General features: G+C 35.4%; 23 protein-coding genes. 15 read left to right on the top strand and 8 right to left on the bottom strand.

The genetic code is table 11. The annotated features are described in order from the left end of the window. Nucleotides 1-41: 41 nt before the first annotated feature. The 3 genes from P278_RS05620 to P278_RS05610 all read left to right on the top strand — a co-directional run bounded on the left by P278_RS05620 (nucleotide 42) and on the right by P278_RS05610 (nucleotide 1,740). Entirely contained in the window at nucleotides 42-479 is a 438-nt protein-coding gene (locus P278_RS05620; protein ID WP_038263613.1) for a helix-turn-helix domain-containing protein, read from the top strand. A gap of 66 nt (nucleotides 480-545) precedes the next feature. Next, nucleotides 546-923 (top strand): hypothetical protein, encoded by a 378-nt coding sequence (locus P278_RS05615; RefSeq protein WP_038263611.1) that lies wholly within the window; start codon nucleotides 546-548, stop codon nucleotides 921-923. A 1-nt stretch (nucleotide 924) separates the two neighbouring features. Next, nucleotides 925-1,740 carry a TerC family protein gene (locus P278_RS05610; RefSeq protein ID WP_038263608.1) on the top strand — a complete coding sequence of 272 codons (816 nt, stop codon included), beginning with the start codon at nucleotides 925-927 and terminating at the stop codon, nucleotides 1,738-1,740. A gap of 25 nt (nucleotides 1,741-1,765) precedes the next feature. Here P278_RS05610 and P278_RS05605 read toward each other — a convergent pair whose 3' ends face one another. From P278_RS05605 to P278_RS05585, 5 genes are all read right to left on the bottom strand, one after another. Next, nucleotides 1,766-4,378 (bottom strand): DNA gyrase/topoisomerase IV subunit A, encoded by a 2,613-nt coding sequence (locus P278_RS05605; protein WP_038263605.1) that lies wholly within the window; start codon nucleotides 4,376-4,378, stop codon nucleotides 1,766-1,768. A 33-nt stretch (nucleotides 4,379-4,411) separates the two neighbouring features. After that, nucleotides 4,412-6,271 (bottom strand): DNA topoisomerase IV subunit B, encoded by a 1,860-nt coding sequence (locus P278_RS05600; RefSeq protein ID WP_038263602.1) that lies wholly within the window; start codon nucleotides 6,269-6,271, stop codon nucleotides 4,412-4,414. 133 nt (nucleotides 6,272-6,404) lie between these two features. Next, a complete protein-coding gene (locus P278_RS05595; RefSeq protein ID WP_038263600.1) occupies nucleotides 6,405-7,322 on the bottom strand; it encodes a DMT family transporter in 918 nt (305 codons plus the stop codon). A gap of 82 nt (nucleotides 7,323-7,404) precedes the next feature. After that, on the bottom strand, nucleotides 7,405-8,496 hold the full coding sequence (gene ychF / locus P278_RS05590; RefSeq protein ID WP_038263596.1) for a redox-regulated ATPase YchF: 1,092 nt from the start codon (nucleotides 8,494-8,496) through the stop codon (nucleotides 7,405-7,407). A 96-nt stretch (nucleotides 8,497-8,592) separates the two neighbouring features. Continuing rightward, nucleotides 8,593-8,946: a 4Fe-4S dicluster domain-containing protein gene (locus tag P278_RS05585; RefSeq protein ID WP_038265285.1), complete on the bottom strand. Its 354-nt coding sequence runs from the start codon at nucleotides 8,944-8,946 to the stop codon at nucleotides 8,593-8,595. Nucleotides 8,947-9,027: 81 nt separating this feature from the next. On the opposite strand from P278_RS05585, the gene P278_RS05580 reads away from it, so the two are divergent. From P278_RS05580 to P278_RS05545, 8 genes are all read left to right on the top strand, one after another. Beyond that, nucleotides 9,028-10,089 carry an acyl-CoA reductase gene (locus P278_RS05580; RefSeq protein ID WP_038263592.1) on the top strand — a complete coding sequence of 354 codons (1,062 nt, stop codon included), beginning with the start codon at nucleotides 9,028-9,030 and terminating at the stop codon, nucleotides 10,087-10,089. Between the two features lie 82 nt (nucleotides 10,090-10,171). Further along, the gene (gene serC, locus P278_RS05575; RefSeq protein WP_038263588.1) at nucleotides 10,172-11,236 is read left to right on the top strand and encodes a 3-phosphoserine/phosphohydroxythreonine transaminase; all 1,065 of its coding nucleotides are present in this window, start codon (nucleotides 10,172-10,174) and stop codon (nucleotides 11,234-11,236) included. Nucleotides 11,237-11,260: 24 nt separating this feature from the next. Next, complete coding sequence (locus P278_RS05570; protein WP_038263586.1) at nucleotides 11,261-12,211, top strand: D-2-hydroxyacid dehydrogenase; 951 nt, start codon at nucleotides 11,261-11,263, stop codon at nucleotides 12,209-12,211. A gap of 90 nt (nucleotides 12,212-12,301) precedes the next feature. Then, complete coding sequence (locus P278_RS05565) at nucleotides 12,302-12,940, top strand: DUF937 domain-containing protein (RefSeq protein ID WP_038263582.1); 639 nt, start codon at nucleotides 12,302-12,304, stop codon at nucleotides 12,938-12,940. Nucleotides 12,941-13,013: 73 nt separating this feature from the next. Next, a complete protein-coding gene (locus tag P278_RS05560) occupies nucleotides 13,014-13,466 on the top strand; it encodes a DUF6146 family protein (protein ID WP_038263580.1) in 453 nt (150 codons plus the stop codon). A 29-nt stretch (nucleotides 13,467-13,495) separates the two neighbouring features. Next, the gene (locus P278_RS05555) at nucleotides 13,496-13,792 is read left to right on the top strand and encodes a DUF6787 family protein (RefSeq protein ID WP_038263577.1); all 297 of its coding nucleotides are present in this window, start codon (nucleotides 13,496-13,498) and stop codon (nucleotides 13,790-13,792) included. Continuing rightward, a complete protein-coding gene (locus tag P278_RS05550) occupies nucleotides 13,789-14,139 on the top strand; it encodes a hypothetical protein (RefSeq protein ID WP_051413432.1) in 351 nt (116 codons plus the stop codon). The genes P278_RS05555 and P278_RS05550 overlap by 4 nt, the downstream gene beginning before the upstream one ends. A 67-nt stretch (nucleotides 14,140-14,206) precedes the next feature. Continuing rightward, on the top strand, nucleotides 14,207-16,480 hold the full coding sequence (locus P278_RS05545) for a TonB-dependent receptor (protein WP_038263575.1): 2,274 nt from the start codon (nucleotides 14,207-14,209) through the stop codon (nucleotides 16,478-16,480). A gap of 43 nt (nucleotides 16,481-16,523) precedes the next feature. Here the strand turns inward: P278_RS05545 and P278_RS05540 are convergent, their stop codons facing one another. The 3 genes from P278_RS05540 to msrA are packed head-to-tail and all read right to left on the bottom strand — an operon-like array spanning nucleotide 16,524 to nucleotide 17,982. Then, entirely contained in the window at nucleotides 16,524-16,832 is a 309-nt protein-coding gene (locus P278_RS05540; RefSeq protein WP_038263572.1) for a hypothetical protein, read from the bottom strand. Between the two features lie 6 nt (nucleotides 16,833-16,838). Then, nucleotides 16,839-17,435 (bottom strand): GTP cyclohydrolase I FolE, encoded by a 597-nt coding sequence (gene folE, locus P278_RS05535; RefSeq protein ID WP_038263569.1) that lies wholly within the window; start codon nucleotides 17,433-17,435, stop codon nucleotides 16,839-16,841. Then, on the bottom strand, nucleotides 17,425-17,982 hold the full coding sequence (msrA, locus tag P278_RS05530; RefSeq protein WP_038263566.1) for a peptide-methionine (S)-S-oxide reductase MsrA: 558 nt from the start codon (nucleotides 17,980-17,982) through the stop codon (nucleotides 17,425-17,427). The genes folE and msrA overlap by 11 nt, the downstream gene beginning before the upstream one ends. A 136-nt stretch (nucleotides 17,983-18,118) precedes the next feature. Here msrA and P278_RS05525 point away from each other — a divergent pair, with 136 nt between their 5' ends. From P278_RS05525 to P278_RS05510, 4 genes are read left to right on the top strand one after another with little or no spacing between them, the layout of a single operon-like run. Further along, nucleotides 18,119-20,548, top strand: coding sequence for a DUF5916 domain-containing protein (locus tag P278_RS05525; protein ID WP_038263561.1), 2,430 nt, complete (start codon nucleotides 18,119-18,121; stop codon nucleotides 20,546-20,548). Between the two features lie 53 nt (nucleotides 20,549-20,601). Beyond that, the gene (locus P278_RS05520) at nucleotides 20,602-21,273 is read left to right on the top strand and encodes an ABC transporter ATP-binding protein (protein ID WP_038263559.1); all 672 of its coding nucleotides are present in this window, start codon (nucleotides 20,602-20,604) and stop codon (nucleotides 21,271-21,273) included. 8 nt (nucleotides 21,274-21,281) lie between these two features. Further along, nucleotides 21,282-22,046, top strand: a complete 765-nt coding sequence (locus P278_RS05515; RefSeq protein WP_038263556.1) for a TIGR02757 family protein — start codon at nucleotides 21,282-21,284, stop codon at nucleotides 22,044-22,046. A gap of 4 nt (nucleotides 22,047-22,050) precedes the next feature. Continuing rightward, the gene (locus P278_RS05510) at nucleotides 22,051-22,620 is read left to right on the top strand and encodes a Crp/Fnr family transcriptional regulator (RefSeq protein WP_038265279.1); all 570 of its coding nucleotides are present in this window, start codon (nucleotides 22,051-22,053) and stop codon (nucleotides 22,618-22,620) included. Nucleotides 22,621-22,655 lie beyond the last annotated feature (35 nt).

Here is a 22,655-nt window from a genome sequence, read left to right as displayed (position 1 = left end):
AACATGAAGAACGAATATTTATTGTTTAACATTGTAAACATATGGTTAATACTGCTGAATTCATAGAACGCTTACAAAAAGTACTAGATTACTACGGCTTAAGCGCCTCTGCTTTTGCTGATAAAATACAAGTAAACAGAGCCTCTATTTCTCATTTGATGTCTGGTCGAAATAAGCCTAGCCTGGATTTTGTCCTTAAAATACTGGATACTTTTCCTGAGATTGAATTGTATTGGTTACTAAACGGTCAGGGAACATTCCCTAAAAAACCTGATTCGGCTGAAGAAACAAGCGGCACCTTATTTTCAAATCCTGCTCCACCCAGAGAAAATCCTGAGGTTCGTATTGCTAAAGTTGATGTGGAACCGGAAGTTTCAACTAAACAGGAAGATCCGATAAAGAGCGCTCAAAAAAAGAATATTGAAAAGATTATTATTTTTTACACAGACGGTACTTTTAAAACTTTTATAGAATCTTAACAGCTCCAACCAATTCATATTCCTCGTTTATTGCTTATTTTTGAAATTCAAAACAAAAGATCCACAATGAAGAAATTATTAATACTACTTACTTTTATCCCCTTATTTATTTCTTGTTATAGTGTTCAGAGAGAGTGTTCGGATTTCAAAACGGGTGAATTTGAATTTCATTATACAGTTAATGGAGAAGAACACGTTAATAAATTCACTCGAACTGACAGTCTTGAATTCGAATATGTAGAAGGTAAGGTGGATACGAACAGCGTTAAGTGGATCAATGATTGTGAGTTTGTAGTTCGTAAACTTAATCCGAAATCTAATTCGGATAAAAAAGCTGTACATATTAAAATTCTTAAGACTTCAGAGGATGCGTATACCTTTGAATATTCTCTTGTTGGAGACTCAAAGAACAAACAGAAAGGAACTGCTATAAAAATCAATTAATATGTTTGAAATTCTAACCAGTGTAGATGCTTGGGTTGCACTTTTAACGCTTACCTTTTTAGAGATCGTACTCGGAATCGACAATATTGTTTTCATTTCGATAGTAGCCAATAAGTTACCCAAAGAACACCAAAGAAAAGCTACAAATTGGGGGCTGTTATTAGCTATGGTTCAGCGTATTATCTTACTGTTTGCGGTTTCTTATTTAGTAGGGCTCAAAGAGCCTTTTTATCATATTGACACTACCTGGTTAACCATGGGTGTAAGCGGCCAAGCCATAATTCTATTATTAGGAGGATTGTTCCTGCTGTACAAAAGTACATCTGAAATTCATGAAAAGGTAGAGATTCCTGAACACGATGAGGCGGTGCTTAAATCAAAAAATATTACAAAATTATCAAAGGCAATATTTCAAATTGTTATCATTGACTTTATTTTCTCAATAGATTCGATATTGACGGCAGTGGGAATGACTAATGGTATTGGATCTAAACCGACTGATGCTCTTATTTTAATGATTATAGCTGTCATGATTTCTATAATTATCATGATGGTCTTTGCCAATCCTATACGAGTCTTTATCAACAAGCATCCATCCATGCAATTATTGGCCCTTTCTTTTCTGATCCTTATCGGATTTATGCTAATTGCTGAAGCTGCACATTTATCACATGCTATAGTATTCGGTCAGGAAATAGGTGCTATTCCCAAAGGGTATCTCTATTTTGCAATAGCCTTTTCATTACTTGTGGAATTTTTGAATATGAAGCTTAAAAAGAAAATTGCAGTTACTGAAAACATAAAAAACAACGAATAAAAAAAAGCGCCATTAGGCGCTTTTTTTATTCAAATTCTATAGATGTTTGTGACTCGCCTTCTGAATTTTCTTTATCTTCATGCACCTCTTCTTCTTCTATGACTTCCATAGCTTCGGCAGGTACTATTTCAGGTTCCTTGTAGGGTAATGGATCTAATCTGTTAATTTGACGAATTTTATCGGCAGTCAATTGATTACCTAAAGCTTTAATTCCTTTAATGGCTATAAAATCTTCTAAATCAACCTCTAAATTTGGGATTGGGTCTTTACCTCTAGGTTTCACAAATTCTATTTCCACCATTGGCCTCCAATCGGTCAAAATAATTTCTAAATTGGATTTAGGATGATCAGAAATCACCAATTCCTCTTTGTTTCCATTCTCTATTAAGAAGCGCTTAACATAGTAACGTTCTTTATTTCCATCAAAATAAATGACTGAAATTGGTTTTTCAGGTTGCCACTTTTCGAGCAGGATCATGTTGGAGTCAAAATGGGTTGTTAATTCCGGCGCTATTGTTTTTACTTCACCGTCTTGATTTACTACAAGAAGTTTATCTGTGGCTCTAAACTCTCCTAATAATTCCCCTCTTCCATCAACATTTAAGCGTTGTACCACATCATCAAACCAAATTTTACGTGGTTTAAGTGTTGATACACCTTTTTCTTTAAGTTCGATTCGTTTTACAGCATATTTAGTCACTACATTTCCTTTAGAGTTTCTACCCTTAATCAGAATATCCGAAAAGTCAAGATCCCATTTTAATTTCTTAATACTACCAGCCTGTCTTAAATGTATAGTAACAACTTCGGCTTCCCCATTCGGGTTGGCTGAGAAATAACTAACTACTGAAGCGGCTTTACCGTTTGTTAGATCATATTCACGGTCTCTGGTGACACTTGTAACATTAAATCGCTTCACGTAACTCGCTCCACCCTTACCATCACGGTAAATCATATTATAGGTGGTGCGTTTATCTTTCTTTTTAAAGATTGCCACATGGATAATGTTTTTACCTACATAGGTTTTGTCTGCCACCTTACTTACGATCATTTTACCTTCTTGCGTAAATACAATAACATCATCAATGTCGCTACAATCGCAGACGTATTCATTTTTCTTGAGAGACGTACCTATAAAACCTTCTTCCCTGTTTACATATAATTTAGAGTTACGAATCACTACCTTGGTAGCCTCTATATCCTCGAATAGGCGAATCTCTGTCTTACGCTCTCTTCCTTCTCCGTATTTATTTTTTAAGGTCGAGAAATAATCGATGGTAAACGGTATCAAATTATTCAAGTTATACTTTACCTTCTCTATTTCATCTTCCAATGAATCAATAAGTTGCTGAGCTTTGTCAATATCAAACTTAGAGATTCTTTTTATCCTGATTTCCGTTAAGCGCGTAATATCGTCAGTTGTTACCTCACGCTTTAAATGTTTTACATGCGGTTTCAGGCCTTTATCAATAGCCGAGATTACTCCCTCCCAGGTTTCCTCTTCTTCTATGTCTCTATAGATCCTGTTTTCAATAAAAATTCTTTCCAGGGAAGCAAAATGCCATTTTTCCTCCAATTCACTTAATTGGATTTCCAGTTCCTGCTTTAAAAGATCTACTGTATGATCCGCAGAGCGACGTAACATTTCAGAAACCCCCATGAAATGAGGTTTATTATCAATAATTATACAACCTAGTGGAGAAATTGAATTTTCACAATTTGTAAATGCATAAAGCGCATCAATGGTTTTATCGGGTGAGATCCCATTTGGCAAATGCACCAGAATTTCAACTTCGGCAGCTGTATTATCCTCTATTTTTTTAATTTTTATCTTCCCCTTGTCATTGGCTTTCAGGATAGAATCTATTAAAGAAGTGGTTGTAGTGCCATAAGGTATTTCGTTAATTACCAGCGTGTTTTTATCATATTGAGAAATTTTGGCTCGCACCCTTACTTTCCCTCCACGTTCACCGTCATTATAATTACTTGCATCCATAATCCCTCCCGTCGGAAAATCAGGAAGAATTGTAAATTTTTTACCTTTCAAATATTTTACAGAAGCATCAATCAGTTCGCAAAAATTATGAGGTAGAATTTTAGTTGATAAACCTACGGCAATCCCTTCTGCACCCTGAGCTAAAAGCAGGGGAAATTTTACCGGTAAATTTATGGGTTCATTTTTACGACCATCATAGCTTAGTTGCCATTCCGTAACTTTTGGACTAAACACGACATCAAGCGCAAATTTAGACAATCGAGCTTCTATATACCTTGAAGCCGCCGCACTATCTCCTGTGAGTATGTTACCCCAGTTTCCTTGAGTGTCTATCAAAAGATCTTTTTGTCCAATCTGAACCATGGCATCGGCAATACTGGCATCACCATGGGGGTGGTATTGCATAGTATGTCCCACTATGTTAGCCACTTTGTTGTAGCGGCCATCATCGAGTTCTTTTAGGGCATGCATGATTCTTCGCTGAACCGGTTTAAAACCGTCCTCAATGGCAGGAACTGCTCTTTCCAGTATTACATATGATGCATAATCCAGAAACCAATCTTTATACATACCTGTTACCCGAGTAATAGTATCTGGAGATTCATTTTCTGCGTGTCCGTTCAATTCTTGATTTTCATCCATGAAAGAAAATCGATTTTATTTAGTGGTTAATGATTAGGCTTTTTCTTCAATTACATCCAATTCAACCTTAAGGTTGTTTATGATAAACTCTTGTCTGTCAGGCGTGTTCTTACCCATATAGAACTCTAAAAGCTTTTCGATAGACATTGCTTTGTCTAGCATTACAGGTTCTAAACGGATGTCATCACCTATGAAGTGTTGGAATTCGTCTGGCGAGATTTCACCCAAACCCTTAAATCGAGTTATCTCTGGTTTTCCTTTTAATTTTTCAACTGCTTCCCTTCTTTCCGTTTCACTATAACAATATATAGTCTCTTTCTTATTACGAACTCTAAACAGGGGTGTTTGTAATATGTATAAATGTCCTTCTTTTATCAGTTCGGGAAAAAACTGTAAGAAAAATGTAATCAACAATAATCGAATGTGCATTCCATCTACATCGGCATCGGTAGCAATTACAATATTATTGTACCTTAAATCTTCTAAAGATTCTTCGATATTAAGTGCAGCTTGTAATAGATTGAACTCTTCATTTTCATAAACAATCTTTTTAGACATTCCATAAGAGTTCAATGGTTTACCTCGTAAACTAAAGACTGCCTGAGTGTTTACATCTCTGGATTTAGTAATTGAACCGGATGCCGAGTCCCCCTCTGTAATAAATAAAGTGGTATCAAGCCTTCTGTCCTTTTTCATATCGCCCAAGTGAACCCTGCAGTCTCTCAATTTCTTATTATGCAAGCTAGCCTTTTTTGCACGTTCTTTCGCAAGTTTTCTTATACCGGATAACTCTTTACGTTCTCGTTCGGCCTGCAATATTTTACGTTGCAATTTTTCAGCCGTTTCCGGATTCTTATGCAAAAAGTTATCCAGATGTGTCCCTACAAAATCATTTATAAAAGTACGTACCGTAGGCAGGTTACCTCCCATATCGGTAGAACCCAGCTTTGTTTTGGTCTGACTTTCAAATACTGGTTCCATTACTTTTATCGAAATTGCGGATATGATAGATTTCCTTACATCTGAAGCATCGTAATTTTTACCGTAAAAATCTCGAACTGTTTTCACTACAGCTTCTCTGAATGCCGCTAAATGGGTACCACCCTGAGTTGTATTTTGTCCATTAACAAAAGAATGGTACTCTTCACTATATTGGGTTTTACTATGTGTTATTGCTACCTCTATATCTTCGCCTTTCAGGTGAATAATCGGATATAGAATATCATCAACATTAGTATTATCCTGAAGGAGGTCTTTAAGACCATTTTCTGAATAATATTTTTCACCATTAAAAACTATGGTTAATCCTGGATTCAGGTACACATAGTTTCGTAACATTTTCTCTATATACTCATTGCGAAACTTATAATGTTTGAATATGGTGTCATCAGGAATAAACGTTATTTTCGTGCCTCTTCTTCTTGAAGTTTCATCAAGTTCTTCTTCATTAGTCAACTCACCTCTTTCAAATTCGGCAGATTTTGATTTACCATCTCTGGTAGATTCTACCCTGAAATAATTCGACAAGGCATTTACCGCCTTGGTACCAACACCGTTAAGACCTACTGATTTTTTAAACGCCCTGGTGTCGTACTTTCCACCGGTATTCATCTTAGATACTACATCTACTACTTTTCCCAGCGGTATCCCTCTACCGTAATCACGCACAATGACTTTTTCGCCCTGGACAGATATCTCAATGGTTTTTCCGCCCCCCATGACGTATTCATCAATACTATTATCTAAAACTTCTTTTAACAGTATATAAATACCGTCATCAGCTGAAGACCCATCTCCTAATTTACCAATATACATTCCGGGACGCATACGAATATGTTCCTTCCAGTCTAACGAACGAATATTATCTTCGGTATATTGAGTAGTGTCAGCCATAAATAAAGGGATTTCGTGTACAATCGCTAATATACTATAACAACTGTAAAAATAAAATATACGATAGTTAAAGTAATTAACAAGGTTATTAAAATAAAAGTTAAATAATGTAAATCAACCAGTTATGAGCAGCTCAATTTTTTACTGTTTTAACATTCTTTTGGAAAGAGATTATGACCACCCCAAAGATTACAATAAGTGTTCCTCCCATTTGAAGAGTAGAAAACCTTTCTCCCAAAAAAATATTTGCCAATATAATGGTGGAAACGGGCCCTAAACTACCCAAAATGGAAAAATTAGAAGCCCCAATCTCTTTTATACAATAAGAGACCATAAAGGAAGGTATTACGGTAGAGAGAATTGCCATTGCCAATCCTAGCCAATATACATTCTCATGATAACCAAACAAAGAAGTTTCTTCCACAATAAAGTAATGAGCCAATACGCAGATGCAAGCAATAATCATGGCATAGGAAGTAAAACGCAATACCCCGAACTTTGGTATTAAAAAATCGCTTCCGGTAAGATATGAAGCATATGTAAGTGCACTTAAAAAAATCAGCCCAGCTCCTATTAAAAATTCAGTCCCTTCTATTTTAAATTCATCCCAGAAGGCTACAAAAACCCCTATATAGGTAATTACAATCGCCAATATTTGCAACGGATTGATTTTTCTCTTGAGGAAAATCGCAGAAAGCAATACAACTATGGTGGGGTAAATAAATAAAATAACACGTTCAATGCTCGCCTTGATATATTGCAACCCTAAAAAATCGAAATAACTAGCCAGGTAGTAACCAATGAACCCAAAAAAAAGCAACCAGAGGACATCTCTGAAATTTACAGGAGACTTTACTCGCTTCCTGCTTTGTATAAAATATAGAACTACCACATAGCACGGTAATGCAAAAAGCATCCTGAACATTAATAGATTCACAGATGAAACATCGTAATGATAGGCCAGCTTAACCATTACTGCCTTTGCAGAGAAAAAGACTACTCCTAAAATACCTATAAAAACAGCGAGGTATGTATTGTTGCTTTTAAACATAGGAGCAAAAATACATACCTCTTTATGATATCACTGTAATCTCTATAACTATTATACGATAGTCAGATAGTTAAAGTTTATCTTAAACGTTGAAACGGAAGTGCATTACATCGCCGTCTTTCACGACGTATTCTTTACCTTCAACCCTCATTTTACCTGCCTCTTTCACTTTAGATTCGCTGCCATATTCAACGTAATCGTTATATCCTATCACCTCTGCTCTGATGAATCCCTTTTCAAAATCTGTATGTATGACACCAGCAGCTTGTGGAGCGGTTGCTCCAACAGGAACAGTCCATGCCCGAACTTCTTTGACTCCTGCCGTAAAATAAGTTTGTAAATCAAGTAATTTATATGCCGCACGGATTAGTTTAGAAACCCCGGGCTCTTCCAGACCCAAATCATCCAGAAACATTTCTCTTTCCTCATAAGTTTCAAGTTCAGCGATGTCAGCTTCCGTTGCAACTGCCAATACAATAATTTCTGCATTTTCATCCTTTACAGCTTCTTTCACTTGCTCTACATAATCATTTCCATCCTTGGCTGCCCCCTCATCTACATTACACACGTATAATATAGGTTTTGCGGTTAACAGTTGAAAACCTTTAGCCAACTCCTCTTCCTCATCACTTAATTCAACTGCACGTGCAGAAACACCACTTTCCAAAGCCTCTTTAAAACGTTCGAGTAGACTTTTTTCTTTTATTGCATCTTTGTCACCACTTTTTGCTGCACGATTCACTTTATCTAATCGCTTCTCTACGGTTTCAAGATCTTTTAATTGTAATTCGATGTCGATGGTCTCTTTATCACTAACAGGATTTATCTTCCCGTCGACATGCACAATATTATCATTATCAAAACATCTTAAAACATGAATGATCGCATTACACTCTCGAATATTGCTTAAGAACTGGTTCCCTAACCCTTCTCCTTTACTGGCACCTCTTACTAAACCGGCGATATCTACAATCTCCACAGTTGCAGGCAATACGCGTTCCGGATTCACTAGTTCTTCTAGTTTTTGAAGGCGATTATCAGGTACATTTACCACCCCAAGGTTTGGTTCAATGGTACAAAACGGAAAGTTAGCACTCTGTGCTTTAGCATTCGACAAACAATTGAATAATGTTGATTTCCCAACATTCGGTAATCCTACAATTCCTGCTTTCATTCACTTTAATTTTAGACGCGCAAATATACTATATTTTATTCATAAAAAAATCCCAAGAACTAGCTTGGGATTTAAGATTATCAGTTTACTGATTAATTATTCCTCAGGATGCATGAACTTTTGCTTACCCAGTAATTCCTCTTCGCTTTCAACATGATCATCATCAGGTACACAACAATCTACAGGACAAACTGCAGCACATTGCGGTTCTTCGTGAAATCCTTTACATTCTGTACACTTATCAGGTACAATATAATATATTTCATCACTAACAGGGGTTTGAGCATCATCAGCATTGACTTCTTTTCCATTAGGTAAAACAACATTGCCCGTTAAAGAAGTCCCATCACTGTACCTCCAATCGTCAGCCCCTTCATATATCGCTGTATTTGGGCACTCAGGTTCGCAAGCACCACAATTTATACATTCATCTGTTATTATAATAGCCATAGCAATTTCCTTTGAGTCGTTTAAATTTCCATAAATTTGCTGGAACAAAAATACTGTTGAAGTAAAACATAAACAAATATAATGAGTGATATTCGCAACAAGATTGATGCATTTGTTAAACTAGGAGATTTTTTAAATCAATTTATCGAAATAGATCCTGTTAAAAAGGAGAACCTGGAACATAACGACCTGTTTTTTGATGGATTCAAACATCAATTGAAATTAGCGAACGAAAACAACAGTTGGTTTACTAGAGAGAATCTTTCTTTTGCATTATCTCAATGGTCTGAGGCTCTTACAAACGAGAATTTAAGTCAATGGCTTTCAAATTATGTTATTGAAAATGTTACTCCTAAAAAAGTCGCTATCGTAATGGCCGGAAATATCCCACTGGTAGGGTTTCATGATTTTTTATCTGTTTTACTTTCCGGACATTCGGTGATTGCCAAGTTATCATCTAACGACAAACATTTACTTCCATTTTTAGCTAAATATCTTGAATATGTGAATCCTGAATTTAAGGGTAAGATCATTTTTACGGAGGAGAAGCTTGAAGGTTTTGATGCAGTTATAGCCACAGGAAGTGACAATACCGCCAGGTATTTTGATTATTATTTTAAGAGTAAGCCAAATATTATTAGAAAAAACAGAAATTCGGTAGCAGTACTTACTGGAAATGAGACCGAAGAACAACTGGAAGCCCTTGGAGAAGATATTTTCAGGTACTATGGTTTAGGTTGTCGCAATGTCTCCAAAATATTTGTCCCAAAAGGTTACAACTTTGACTCCTTCTTTAAGGCTATTTATAGCTATAGGAATGTGATCGATTATCAAAAGTATGCTAATAATTATGATTACAACAAGGCTGTTTACTTAATGAGTCTATTTAATATTCTGGAAAACGGTTTTTTAATGCTCAAGGAAGATGAAAGTTACGTCTCTCCTATCGCCACTTTATTCTATGAAGAATACAAGTCGCTAGACTCCATTCGTGAAAAACTTCTTCAAGATAGCGATAAAATTCAATGTATTGTAGGTAGTGGCATTCTAGAGAATGAGGTAGATTTTGGTAAAACACAAAAGCCTCAATTACATGATTATGCAGATGGTGTGGATACTATGGATTTTCTGTTGCGTATTTAACAAAATTCTAAAATGTTTATAACAAATTTTCCCGAATTAATTAGCACCTTTGTATGCATTCACGAACAACCAACTATTTATAATGAAAAAACATAATTTTAGTGCAGGACCATGCATCTTGCCTCAAGAGGTTTTTCAAAAAGCTTCAGAAGCAATAATTGATTTTAACGGGTTAGGATTATCTCTTATTGAAATTTCGCATCGCGATAAAAATTTTATCGAAGTAATGGATAATGCTCAAAACCTTGCCTTAGAACTTCTTGGGTTGGAAAACAAGGGATACAAAGCGCTGTTTTTACAAGGTGGAGCAAGTACACAATTCTTGAATATTGCTTATAACTTACTCAATGAAAAAGCTGCATATCTCAATACCGGGACATGGGCTTCCAAAGCTATCAAGGAGGCGAAGTTATTCGGCGAACTCATTGAAGTTGCTTCTTCAAAAGATCAAAATTTTAATTACATTCCAAAAGGATTCTCGGTTCCTTCAGACGTGGATTATTTACACGTAACTACAAACAACACTATTTTTGGTACTCAAATCAAACAAGACTATGATTTTGGTGTTCCATTGGTTGCTGATATGAGTTCAGATATCTTTTCTTGTCAAAGAGATTTTTCTAAATACGATGTCATTTATGCCGGTGCTCAAAAAAACATGGGACCAGCTGGTACTACTTTGGTTGTTGTTAAGGAGGATGTTTTAGGAAAAGTAGAAAGAGTTATTCCTTCTATGCTTGACTACCAGGTTCATATAGACAAGGATAGCATGTTTAATACTCCTCCGGTATTCGCTGTCTATGTTTCGATGCTCACGCTACAGTGGTTAAAGGACTTAGGTGGTATTCAGGCCATCGAAAAAATTAATCAGGAGAAGGCAGATCTTCTCTATGATGAAATAGACCGAAACCCATTATTTAAAGGTTTTGCAGCTACGGAAGATCGTTCAAACATGAATGCAACGTTTAACCTGACAGATGACACTACCAAGGATATCTTTGATTCCCTTTGGAAAGAGGCTAACATTAATGGCTTAAATGGACACAGAAGTGTTGGAGGTTACAGAGCTTCTATGTACAATGCACTTCCTCTTAACAGTGTTGAAGTCTTAGTACAAGCAATGCAGGAATTTGAAAAACGAGCTTAAAATACTACATAAAACAAAATTAAAATGAAAATACTAGCAAACGACGGAATTTCTAAAAGTGGTGTGGATGCTTTAGAAAAAAATGGTTTTGAGGTCATCACAACTAAAGTTGCTCAAGAACAATTGATCAACTACATAAATGAGAATCAAATTGACGGACTTTTAGTACGAAGTGCCACTCAAGTAAGGAAAGAGCTGATAGATGCTTGTCCTTCTTTGAAGCTAATAGGACGTGGCGGTGTTGGAATGGACAACATTGATGTTGCATATGCTAAAGAAAAAGGATTACATGTTATTAATACTCCCGCAGCTTCATCAGAATCAGTTGCTGAATTAGTTTTTGCTCACCTGTATGGTGGCGTAAGATTTTTATATGACGCCAACCGTAGCATGCCTTTAGAAGGAGATTCTCGTTTTAAGGATCTTAAAAAAGCCTACGCCGGCGGTATGGAATTGAGAGGTAAAACATTAGGAATTATAGGAATAGGTCGCATTGGTCAAGCCACTGCCCGAATTGCCTTAGGGGTAGGAATGAAAGTTGTTGCTTATGATCCATTTATTGAGAAAGCAGATATCAAAGTTGATTTCTATGATGGACAGTCTGTTAACTTCCCTATCGAAACCATTTCTAAGGAGGAGGTTTTAAAACAAGCTGATTTTATCACTGTTCATGTTCCAGCTCAAAAAGAATATGTAATCGGGAAACCGGAATTAGATAGTATGAAAAATGGTGTGGGTATTGTTAATGCAGCCCGTGGTGGTGTGTTAGACGAGGTTGCCTTATTAGATGCTCTGGAAAGTGGTAAAATAGCTTTTGCCGGTCTTGATGTATTTGAAAACGAACCTAAACCTGCTATGAAGGTCTTAATGCACCCACAGGTATCATTAACACCTCATATTGGTGCTGCTACTTCTGAAGCTCAAGATAGAATCGGAACGGAGCTCGCAACCCAAATATCAGAACTCCTTAAGTAACAATTAAACAACTTAATAATAATAAAGCCTTTCTCTTAAGAGAGGCTTTTTTTGTACCTTAGGGTGCTATTAATCAATAAAATAATAAAAATGTCTGGCATATTAGATTTACTGAATAGTGATTTGGGACGACAAATAATCAATGGTGTAAGTTCTCATACAGGAGCACCTGAAAACAAAACAGCTGATGTCTTAAGTTCTGCAATACCTTTATTACTTAGTGCTATGCAACGTAACACTTCTTCAACCAAAGGAGCTGAAGGTTTGTTGACGGCTTTAGACTCTTCGGGGCATGATGGAAGTATATTAGAGAACCTGGGGAGCTTTTTTGATGGGGGTGTCGATACTGATTCACTGCAAGATGGTGAAGGTATTTTGGGACATGTTTTAGGTAGTAAACAATCTACTGTACAAAATGCATTGAGTCAAAAAGCAGGGTTAGACTCTGGTACCATAGCGCAAATCCTTAAAATTGCTGCTCCCATAATTATGTCTTATTTAGGAAAGCAAAAAAGGTCCAGAAAAATCAATTCTTCGAATGATATAAATGATTTATTAGGTAATTTAATGGGTAGTCAACCTAAACATGAGCAAAACCTCATTACAGCCATTCTGGATGCAGATGGAGATGGTAGTGTTATTGATGATGTTGCTGATATGTTTTTGGGAGGAAAAAATAAAAAAAGTGATTTAGGAGGTATGCTTGGAGGATTATTTGAAAATAAATAAAACTCGCATATTCACAGCCTTAAGCCGACATCATGTTTGGTTTTTTTTGTATCTTTAATAAAAGGCCTCAATTATGAAGTACATCGTATCTATATTATTTTTATTCATGCTAATTTGGGGTTGTTCTTCCTCAAAGGAAGCGCTGAACATCTCCGAAGAGGAAAAATTAGCCTTTAACACGAAAGAAAGCCCACAAGATACTGTCAAAATTGCCAATGATAGTTTAGAATATGAAATCATTATTATAGATCCGGGATTTTATACGTGGCTGAACAGTATAGCCAAACCTCGTGGTTTTTATTCTCAAAACTATTTAGAGAATCGTAATCAAATTTATGTCATTAACTGGAATCAAAGGGTGATGCAACCTATGCGCTACAGTCCTAATCTTTATGAAATGCAAATTGATTACAGATCGGATATTGATTACGGGTATGAGGTGAATTATCAATTGTACAACTACTTCATTTATTTTCAAAGGAAGTACAATCAACGATTAGGGCCATTCTATCCTCGTATTAATTAAAATCCTATCTTTGCCCTCAAATTGCACACATGGAAAAACTGAAACAACGTTGGAATATTAAATCTAATATTCAGCTTTTTGTTATTTTGTTGGTTTTTGCAATCACGGGTAGTAGTGCTGCAAAATTAGCAGGACCGCTAATGGAACTGTTAACTTTGAGGCAAGAAACTACCAATCCGTGGATTTACTGGATGCTTCGAATTGTTCTTATATTCCCTATTTACCAGGTTTTACTGGTGTTTTTTGGTTGGGTATTTGGACAATTTCAATTTTTCTGGGGTTTTGAAAAAAAAATGCTTAAAAGAATAGGAATTAAACTTAAATGAGACAAAGACTCATTAAACATATTGTTTTATTTGCTTTTAGCTTTGCCTTAAGTGGAATCCTTTTTTTCCCCACTATTTTAAGTGTTGCCCATAGTCTTCTTGAACATAATCATTTTGAATGTTATGATTTTGACTCTACACACTTCCATAAAAAAGATGTGGAGTGCGAGATTTTCAAGTTCAAGTCGAATTACTATGTTGACCTGATTCCAAAGGTTTTTGAATTAGAAGACCTCGTTTTACCTACCGTTAATACATTCAATTATTATTCATATTTAAGCGAATACCAGGCACTTCACTTTTATCTTAGAGGTCCACCGAGTTTTGTTCATAATTCTCGGGCATAATTTAGTTTCCTTTTATTAAAAAGAAAACAACTTACTATTTAATAAACTCTAAGATTTTAAAAAATTAATGAAAAATTTTATACAAATCATACTATTAGGTGTGATTACTATTCATGCAGCCCATTCTCAAAACACTATAAAGGGGGTTGTTACAGATGCTAAAACAACTAATGGAATTCCTTTTGCTTCGGTTTACTTTCCTCAACTTGAAAAGGGAACAGAAACTGACAGTAATGGTTCCTTTACCATAGAAAACCTTCCTGACGGTACATACAAATTAGTGGTTTCATCGGTAGGTTTTACCACTTTTACATCCAATGTAAAAACGGGATTAACTAATCAACTTTCTATTAGCCTCAATCCATCCGCTATAGAGATGGAGGAGGTTATAGTTTCTACTCCATTTCATAAACTACAAAGCGATAATGTAATGAAAGTAGAACGCGCAAGTATTTCCAAATTAAAAGCTGAAGGTGCGCTAACCCTTGCTGAAGGACTTAATAATATATCGGGGGTAGAAAGTGTTTCTACAGGTGTAGGAATAGGAAAACCTGTTATTCGTGGTTTAAGTGGCAATAGGGTTTTGGTTTATACGCAAGGGATACGATTAGAGAACCAACAATTTGGAGATGAACACGGTTTGGGAATTAATGATGCCGGTATTGAAAGTGTAGAAGTTATTAAGGGACCAGCCTCTCTTTTATATGGATCAGATGCCCTCGGAGGGGTATTATATTTGAACCCTGAGCGCTTTGCTAACAGCAATAGTAGTGAAGGTGATATCAATTTAAATTATTACACCAATACTTTAGGGTATAGCACCAATGGAGGATTTAAAACTTCAGGAGATAAATTTAAATTTTTGATTCGTGGTACCTATAGTTCACATGCAGATTATAAAACAGGAGCTAGTGAACGTGTTACCAACACCAGGTTTAACGAAGTTGATTTGAAATCAGGAATTGGTTATCAGTCGGGGAACTTTATATCTGAAATACGTTACAATTTAAATAAGTCTAAACTAGGCATTCCTGAAGAAGTTGGTTTACAAAGTAAAGACAGAACACCTTTAGAGCCTTATCAGGAGATTACCAGCCATATTTTCAGTTCAAAATCAAGTTTGTTTTTTGATAACAGTAGTTTAGATGTAATTCTCGGCTACACGTATAATGACAGACAAGAATTTGAAGAACATCACCATCATGAAGAAGAAGAGGTACCCGGAGAAGAGGAGCATCTCGAAGAAGAACATGGAGAAGAAGCGGCTCTGAATATGGACCTTAACACCTTCAATTATAACATACGATACAATTTACCTAAATTAGGAAACTTTGAAACTATCATTGGAGTGCAGGGAATGTATCAGACTAATAAAAATTTTGGTGAAGAAATATTGATCCCTGATGCAACTACATCCGACTTCGGACTGCTCGCTACTTCACATTATCATTTAGAAAAATTTGATTTTCAATTTGGTATCCGTTACGATATCAGATCTATTGATACTGACGCACATGGTGAAATTACTGATGAACATTATATTGCGGCTATAGATAAAAACTTTAATAGTTTTAATGCCTCTTTCGGTACAAAAATTAATTTTTCTGATCATATCGACTTACGGTTGAACATAGCTAGTGGCTTCAGGGCTCCAAACCTGGCAGAGCTTACTTCTAATGGAGTTCATCATGGTACAAACCGATATGAAATTGGAAATTCAAACCTTAACAACGAGCGCAACCTGCAAACTGATTTTACCCTGGAGTATAAAAATCAACATTTCGAAGCGTTCTTTGACGGTTTTTACAATAAAATAAATGATTATATCTTTTTGGAGCCGAATGGGGAAACTCTGGATGATAACCCTGTATTTAATTATGTTCAGGAAGATGCTAAACTTTTTGGTGGTGAAACAGGATTTCATCTGCATCCGCACCCAATAGATTGGTTACACTTTGAATCTAGCTTTGAAATTGTATTTGGCGAACAAAATACCGGTGAATATTTACCTTTAATACCAGCTAGCTCCTTAACTAATACTTTCAGAGTTGAATTTGATCAGGATAAAAAGGTTGTTAAAAACAGTTATGGTTTTATTACCCTTAAAAATGTTTTTGATCAGAATAATGCCAGTCAATTTGAAACTCCAACGAACAGTTACGTATTACTTAATTTAGGTCTTGGCGGCAAAATAAGCTTGGGCAGACAAGAACTCAACCTTAATTTAAGCGTTAATAACCTATTAGATGAAAGTTATTATTCGCATTTATCGCGTTTAAAAAGAGATGGTATATATAATATAGGACGAAATATTAATTTTGGAATTAATATGCCTTTCTAATATAAAGTCGAAAAGAAAAAGGGCAGTATAATACTGCCCTTTTTTATTTTGCATCTGCTAATTTATCTTTAGCTGAATCTTCTCTTTTAAAAACGTAGGTATAAAACCACATGATGGTAAAGGTTGGAATTATATCAAGACCTGGAACCAGTTCTTCAACAAAAGAAACCACTCCCCCTACTTGTCCAGCCCTGCCCTTGTATAAACGTGTCATTATCCATCCGGACATTGGGGCCCAAATAATATCTGAAAACTCTCCTATTCCAGGTATTACGAAGGAAAGCATCCCTATTAAATCTAATAATATACCTAGTACTAACTTTTTGTATTTACCTTTATTTTTCTCTGACATATTTTTTTAACGTAAATCTGAACTGATTAATTTTAAAAATTCATTTCTGGTTTCATTCTTTTCAAACTGGCCCTTAAAACCAGAAGTCGTGGTTACTGAATTTTGTTTTTGTACACCTCTCATCATCATGCATAGATGTGCAGCTTCTATAACCACTGCAACACCTTGTGGTCTTAAGGCATCATCAATGGATTCTAAAATTTCCTTGGTAAGTCGTTCTTGAACTTGCAGCCTTCTTGCAAAAACATCAACCACCTTAGGAATCTTACTCAAACCTACAATTTTTCCATTAGGGATGTAAGCAATATGAGCTTTACCAAAAAAAGGAAGCATGTGATGTTCACATAGAGAGTATACTTCAATATCTTTAATGATAATCATTTCATTATAATTCTCACTAAACATAGCACTTTCCAGAATCGCTTTCGCATCCTGATGATAACCTTGCGTTAAGAACATCATGGCTTTGGCTGCTCTTTCAGGAGTTTTAACTAAACCTTCTCTGGCTGTATCTTCTCCTAATTCTTCTATAATATGTTTATAACGCTCACGGACTTCATCCGTAATTTTAATGTTATATTCTTCTATATTTTTATATGGCATGTTTATCTTTTAATTTGTTAGCATAATAATGTTTTAAATTTTCAATTTTAGATTTTATTACCACTCTACAGTATTCCTCTTCTGGATGATTTTCAAAATAATTCTGGTGTTCTTTTTCAGCATTATAAAAATCACTTAGTGGCTCTACTGTCGTAATAACCGGATTTTGAAATACCTTTTCATCATTTAATAATTTAATGAAAGAGGCGGCTTGTTCTTTTTGATTATTATCAGCGTAGAAAATAACAGATCTAAATTGCGTTCCTTTATTGACTCCTTGTTGATTCAGTGTTGTTGGATCATGTGTGGCAAAAAATATCTCCATTAATGTAAGAAAAGAAATAACATTCTCATTATAAAATATTTTAACGGCTTCAACGTGACCTGAACTACCTTCATTAACCACCTGATAAGAAGGATTTTTGGTTTTACCGCCGGTATAACCGGAAACAACACTTTTTACACCTTCAAGTCTGTTAAAGATTGCTTCGGTACACCAAAAGCATCCTCCCGCAAAGACAACATAACTTAAATTGGATATAGGCATACCAAACTAAATAAACTTTATTTAAATTTCGTATTATAATTAATAAATATACTAAATAACTGTGATTTATTTTAACGTTTATTTAAGACAGCATCGTTAATCAGTCTTATAGTTTTGTTAAACTTTACAACTAACTATGCACAGACTAACGTTTACTCTTCTAGGGTTTCTATGTTTCATTATCAGTGAAGCACAAGAAAAGAGAAAATCAATTCAAGCTTACCGTATTGAAACCCCTCCAAAAATTGATGGTATACTGAATGATCCTGTTTGGGAATCTATTGAACCCGCCAAGGATTTTTTCTTTTTTGAACCGGTAAATGATGGAAGTTTAGAGAGAAATACGCATAAAACGGAAGTTAAAATGGCTTATGACGATAACGCCGTATACTTTGCCGCTTATATGTATGACAATGATTCCTCAAAGATATTACGCCAATTTACACAACGGGATGATATTGATGCTCAGGCAGATTTATTTGCTATAGCGATAAATACACTTGATGACGGGCTCAATGAGACCAGGTTTTTCATTACTTCAGCCGGAACTATAGGAGATGCGAGAGCTAATGGGAACAATGAGGACTTTAGTTATAATGTGGTTTTTAAAGCTAATATGTCATTAGACGAGAAGGGATGGTATGCTGAATTTAAGATTCCTTATAATGCACTAAGGTTCCCGGAAACAGCTATTCAAAATTGGAGTATTAACTTTCATCGTAAAATAAAGCACTTAAATGAACAATATTCCTGGAGTTATGTTGACAGAAAAGTTGGGCAGATCACTCAGTATAATGGTTTAATAACCGGTCTAGCGCATATTAACCCTCCTATTCGACTACTGCTGTTTCCTTTCACACAAGGAGCAGTAACTACATTTGGGGGTGAGACCAAGACAGACTTTTCAGCGGGTATGGACGTTAAGTATGGGCTTAGTGATAATTTTACACTGGATGCAACCCTTATTCCTGATTTTGGTCAAACAACTTTTGATAACATCATTTTAAACCTTGGCCCCTTTGAACAGGAATTAAATGAAAACAGACAGTTTTTTATAGAAGGAACAGAAATGTTCGCTAAAGGCAATCTTTTTTACAGTCGCCGAATTGGAGGTGCTCCTACAAGAAGAAATCAAGTTGTAAATAACTTGGATGCCAATGAAGTGATATTGGAAAACCCGATTAATGCAAAACTTCTCAATGCCGTAAAAGTATCGGGGCGCACCAAAGATAATTTAGGCATTGGTGTTTTTAATGCTATAACCCAGGAAACAGCTGCAATTATTAAGGATACAGTTACCAACGAAGTACGCAAATTCACTACTGAATCTTTGGCGAATTACAATATTTTTGTTTTAGACCAGCAATTCAATAAGAACTCATCAATTTCGGTTGTTAATACCAGTGTATTAAGAAGTGGAGGTTTCAGAGATGCTAATGTTTCTGCCCTGTTGTTTGACCTTTCTAATAAATCCAATTCATATCGTTTAGAAGGTGGTGTCAGAATGAGTCAGGTACGTATCCCTAACGATCTCAAATCGGGATTTAGATCTAATTTAGAATTTAGTAAAACCAAAGGTCAATTCAGGTGGTTTATTGGTCATTACCTGGCTAATAAAACATACGATAGTAATGACATGGGAATTATGTTTGAAAATAATTTCAACAATGTATACAGTGAACTGAGCTATGAGATATTCGAGCCAACCAAAACATTTAATAAGTACAGATTATCATTTTGGGGAAGACATGGAAGATTATTGGATCCGAATGTTGCTACTGGTGATTCCTTTGGTTTTGACACCTTCTTTATAAAACCTTCCCGATTTGCCTTTGGAGCTGGTGCTGATTACTATGGTGAAAAAGATGATTATTTCGAGCCCAGAGTAGATGGACGATTTATTACCTATAATAAAAATGCTGGAATTAACGGATTTGTATCATCAGATTATCGTCAAAAATTTGCTTATGATATCCGTTCCGAAGCAAGAACATGGTTTGAAGAGGATCAGGATTTCTTTGAAATAAGTATTCTTCCGCGTTATCGTTTTTCAGATCGCTTTTTTATGCTTTGGGAAACCAGTATGGCTTGGCACAATAATGATTTTGGTTATGTTGGCCACGATGAGGCTCATATTTATATTGGACAAAGAGATATTCAAAGCGTCGAAAACGCTTTAAATGCAAGTTATAATTTTGATCCCTATAAGGCCATCAATATAAAATTCAGAAATTTCTGGAGTGTAGCCAATTATGGAGATCAACAATTTTTCATATTAAATAATGATGGAACCAGGACGCCATATAATTACGATATAGAAAATAACAATCCGAACACAAATTTTAATATCTGGAACATCGATTTGAAATTTAATTGGCGGTTTGCTCCGGGAAGTGAAGCTGTTATACTCTACAGACATGCTATCTTCAATAATGATAGGTTCTCTGATCTGAGCTATGGTAATAGTCTTCAAAACTTATTTAAACAAAATAACCAGCATACCTTATCGTTAAGACTTGTATATTTCATAGATATAAATAACATAAACGATTCATTTAAGGGGTAATTTTTTCAAATTTCACTTTGGAATGATTACTTTCACGAATCTAATTTTAAAAAATGATTCAGGCTTCAAATATTCACAAAACCTTTGGTACACTTGAGGTATTAAAAGGTGTAGATTTACATATTAAAACAAGCGAGGTAGTCTCAGTGGTTGGGGCATCAGGTGCAGGAAAAACTACTCTTTTGCAGATTTTAGGAACCTTGGACGCTCCTGACAAAAAACCGATATGCGAATTAATGATTAACGGTACCAAGGTGAATAATTTGAAAGATAAAGATCTGGCCATGTTTAGAAATGAACATATTGGGTTTATATTTCAATTTCATCAGTTACTACCAGAATTTACTGCCTTAGAAAATGTTTGTATCCCAGCTTATATTAAAAAAACTTCCAAACAGGAAGCTGAAGGTCGTGCTAAGGAGCTTTTAGACTACCTTGGACTATCTCACAGAATCCATCATAAACCCAATGCTCTTTCCGGAGGCGAACAACAGCGTGTTGCTGTAGCCAGAGCTTTAATTAATAATCCCTCTATTGTTTTTGCAGATGAGCCTAGTGGTAATTTAGATTCAGAGGGAGCAGATAATTTACATAAGTTATTTTTTGATTTAAGAGATCAATTCGGACAAACGTTTGTTATTGTAACCCATAACGAAGAGCTTGCTAATATGGCTGATCGAAAATTGGTTATGGTTGATGGAAAGATTGTAGATGAAGATAAATAGGCAAATTTATGACTCAGAAAGAGTTAAAAGAGTTTTTGAACACCAAGGTTGAAGTCTATAATCATCCTAGCTTTATAGCATCAGATCCAATACAAATTCCTCATCAGTTTTCTTTGAAAGAAGATATTGAAATTGCAGGATTTTTAGCTGCGACTATTGCATGGGGCAATAGAAAAAGTATTATCAATAATGCCAGAAAGATGATGGAATTGATGGGCAATACTCCTCATGACTTTGTAATGAACTCAACTGAAGATGACCAACAAGATTTATTACCATTTGTACACCGAACCTTCAATGGAGAAGACTTCATACAATTTATTAAATCATTGCGTCACATTTACCTGAATCATAATGGTCTTGAAGCTGTTTTTGCCAAGCATGCCTTAGAAGATTCTCTACAGGAATCCATTTCTTATTTCAAGCAAATATTTTTCGAAATTGAGCATTTAAAACGAACTCAAAAACATATTTCTGATCCAATGAAAGGGTCTGCTGCCAAAAGAATCAATATGTTTTTACGATGGATGGTAAGGCCAAACAATACAGGTGTAGATCTGGGTATTTGGAAAACCCTTTCTCCTGCCCAACTTTCTTGTCCTTTGGATGTACATTCTGGTAATGTAGCCAGAAAATTGGGTCTATTGAAAAGAAAGCAAAACGACGCTAAGGCATTATTAGAATTAGATAAAAATCTCAGGAAATTTGACAAAGAAGATCCTGTTAAATACGATTTTGCCTTGTTCGGATTAGGTGTTTTTGAAAAATTCTGAGGGTATGAAAGATCAGTTACATAATTATCTAAACAGGTATGTCATTTTCAGTGAAGAGGAAATGAATATATTATTTAAACTATTTGAATACCGAACCTTCCCAAAGAAGGAACATCTCCTTGTTCAAGATGAATTGTGTAAATATCAATTTTTTATTACAGAAGGGCTTGTTAGATCTTATTATATCGATGAGAAAGGAGATGAAAGAATCACCCAATTCGCCATAGAAAACTGGTGGGTTACCAACCTTGACAGTTATAAAAATCTCTCACCTTCCGCACTTTTTATACAAGCTATTGAAAAAACCACTGTACTTAGAATTTCTAAAGAAAATTTAGAATTAGCTTTTGAAAGTATTCCTAAATTAGAAAGAGCTTTTAGAATTATTACTGAAAATATGTTAGTGGCCATTCAAAAGCGGTATGAGTTCTATCAGAAAAAAAGTAGCAAAGAAAGGTATCAACAAATGATAGCGGCTTTACCTGACTTTAGTCAGCGTGTACCTCAATACATGATTGCCTCCTATCTTGAAATATCACCGGAATACTTAAGTTCCCTCAGAAAAGATATTTAGCCGTATTTCTTAAGATATCTTAATGAAAATCCATT

The sequence above is a fragment of the Zhouia amylolytica AD3 genome, assembly GCF_000511935.2.
GTDB classification, from domain to species: Bacteria; Bacteroidota; Bacteroidia; order Flavobacteriales; family Flavobacteriaceae; genus Zhouia; species Zhouia amylolytica.
Note: the sequence above shows the minus strand (reverse complement) of the source record. Positions and strands in the feature narration are given on the sequence as shown.

Bases quoted from the DNA above. Each gene is read 5' to 3' on its own strand.
- P278_RS05600 (WP_038263602.1), bottom strand. From the start codon at position 6,271: ATGGCTGACACTACTCAATATACCGAAGATAATATTCGTTCGTTAGAC.
- P278_RS05565 (WP_038263582.1), top strand. From the start codon at position 12,302: ATGTCTGGCATATTAGATTTACTGAATAGTGATTTGGGACGACAAATA.
- P278_RS05550 (WP_051413432.1), top strand. From the start codon at position 13,789: ATGAGACAAAGACTCATTAAACATATTGTTTTATTTGCTTTTAGCTTT.
- ychF (WP_038263596.1), bottom strand. From the start codon at position 8,496: ATGAAAGCAGGAATTGTAGGATTACCGAATGTTGGGAAATCAACATTA.
- P278_RS05580 (WP_038263592.1), top strand. From the start codon at position 9,028: ATGAGTGATATTCGCAACAAGATTGATGCATTTGTTAAACTAGGAGAT.
- folE (WP_038263569.1), bottom strand. From the start codon at position 17,435: ATGCCATATAAAAATATAGAAGAATATAACATTAAAATTACGGATGAA.
- P278_RS05585 (WP_038265285.1), bottom strand. From the start codon at position 8,946: ATGGCTATTATAATAACAGATGAATGTATAAATTGTGGTGCTTGCGAA.
- P278_RS05540 (WP_038263572.1), bottom strand. From the start codon at position 16,832: ATGTCAGAGAAAAATAAAGGTAAATACAAAAAGTTAGTACTAGGTATA.
- P278_RS05615 (WP_038263611.1), top strand. From the start codon at position 546: ATGAAGAAATTATTAATACTACTTACTTTTATCCCCTTATTTATTTCT.
- P278_RS05605 (WP_038263605.1), bottom strand. From the start codon at position 4,378: ATGGATGAAAATCAAGAATTGAACGGACACGCAGAAAATGAATCTCCA.
- P278_RS05520 (WP_038263559.1), top strand. From the start codon at position 20,602: ATGATTCAGGCTTCAAATATTCACAAAACCTTTGGTACACTTGAGGTA.
- P278_RS05545 (WP_038263575.1), top strand. From the start codon at position 14,207: ATGAAAAATTTTATACAAATCATACTATTAGGTGTGATTACTATTCAT.
- P278_RS05610 (WP_038263608.1), top strand. From the start codon at position 925: ATGTTTGAAATTCTAACCAGTGTAGATGCTTGGGTTGCACTTTTAACG.
- P278_RS05555 (WP_038263577.1), top strand. From the start codon at position 13,496: ATGGAAAAACTGAAACAACGTTGGAATATTAAATCTAATATTCAGCTT.
- serC (WP_038263588.1), top strand. From the start codon at position 10,172: ATGAAAAAACATAATTTTAGTGCAGGACCATGCATCTTGCCTCAAGAG.
- P278_RS05560 (WP_038263580.1), top strand. From the start codon at position 13,014: ATGAAGTACATCGTATCTATATTATTTTTATTCATGCTAATTTGGGGT.
- msrA (WP_038263566.1), bottom strand. From the start codon at position 17,982: ATGCCTATATCCAATTTAAGTTATGTTGTCTTTGCGGGAGGATGCTTT.
- P278_RS05595 (WP_038263600.1), bottom strand. From the start codon at position 7,322: ATGTTTAAAAGCAACAATACATACCTCGCTGTTTTTATAGGTATTTTA.
- P278_RS05570 (WP_038263586.1), top strand. From the start codon at position 11,261: ATGAAAATACTAGCAAACGACGGAATTTCTAAAAGTGGTGTGGATGCT.
- P278_RS05525 (WP_038263561.1), top strand. From the start codon at position 18,119: ATGCACAGACTAACGTTTACTCTTCTAGGGTTTCTATGTTTCATTATC.
- P278_RS05515 (WP_038263556.1), top strand. From the start codon at position 21,282: ATGACTCAGAAAGAGTTAAAAGAGTTTTTGAACACCAAGGTTGAAGTC.
- P278_RS05620 (WP_038263613.1), top strand. From the start codon at position 42: ATGGTTAATACTGCTGAATTCATAGAACGCTTACAAAAAGTACTAGAT.
- P278_RS05510 (WP_038265279.1), top strand. From the start codon at position 22,051: ATGAAAGATCAGTTACATAATTATCTAAACAGGTATGTCATTTTCAGT.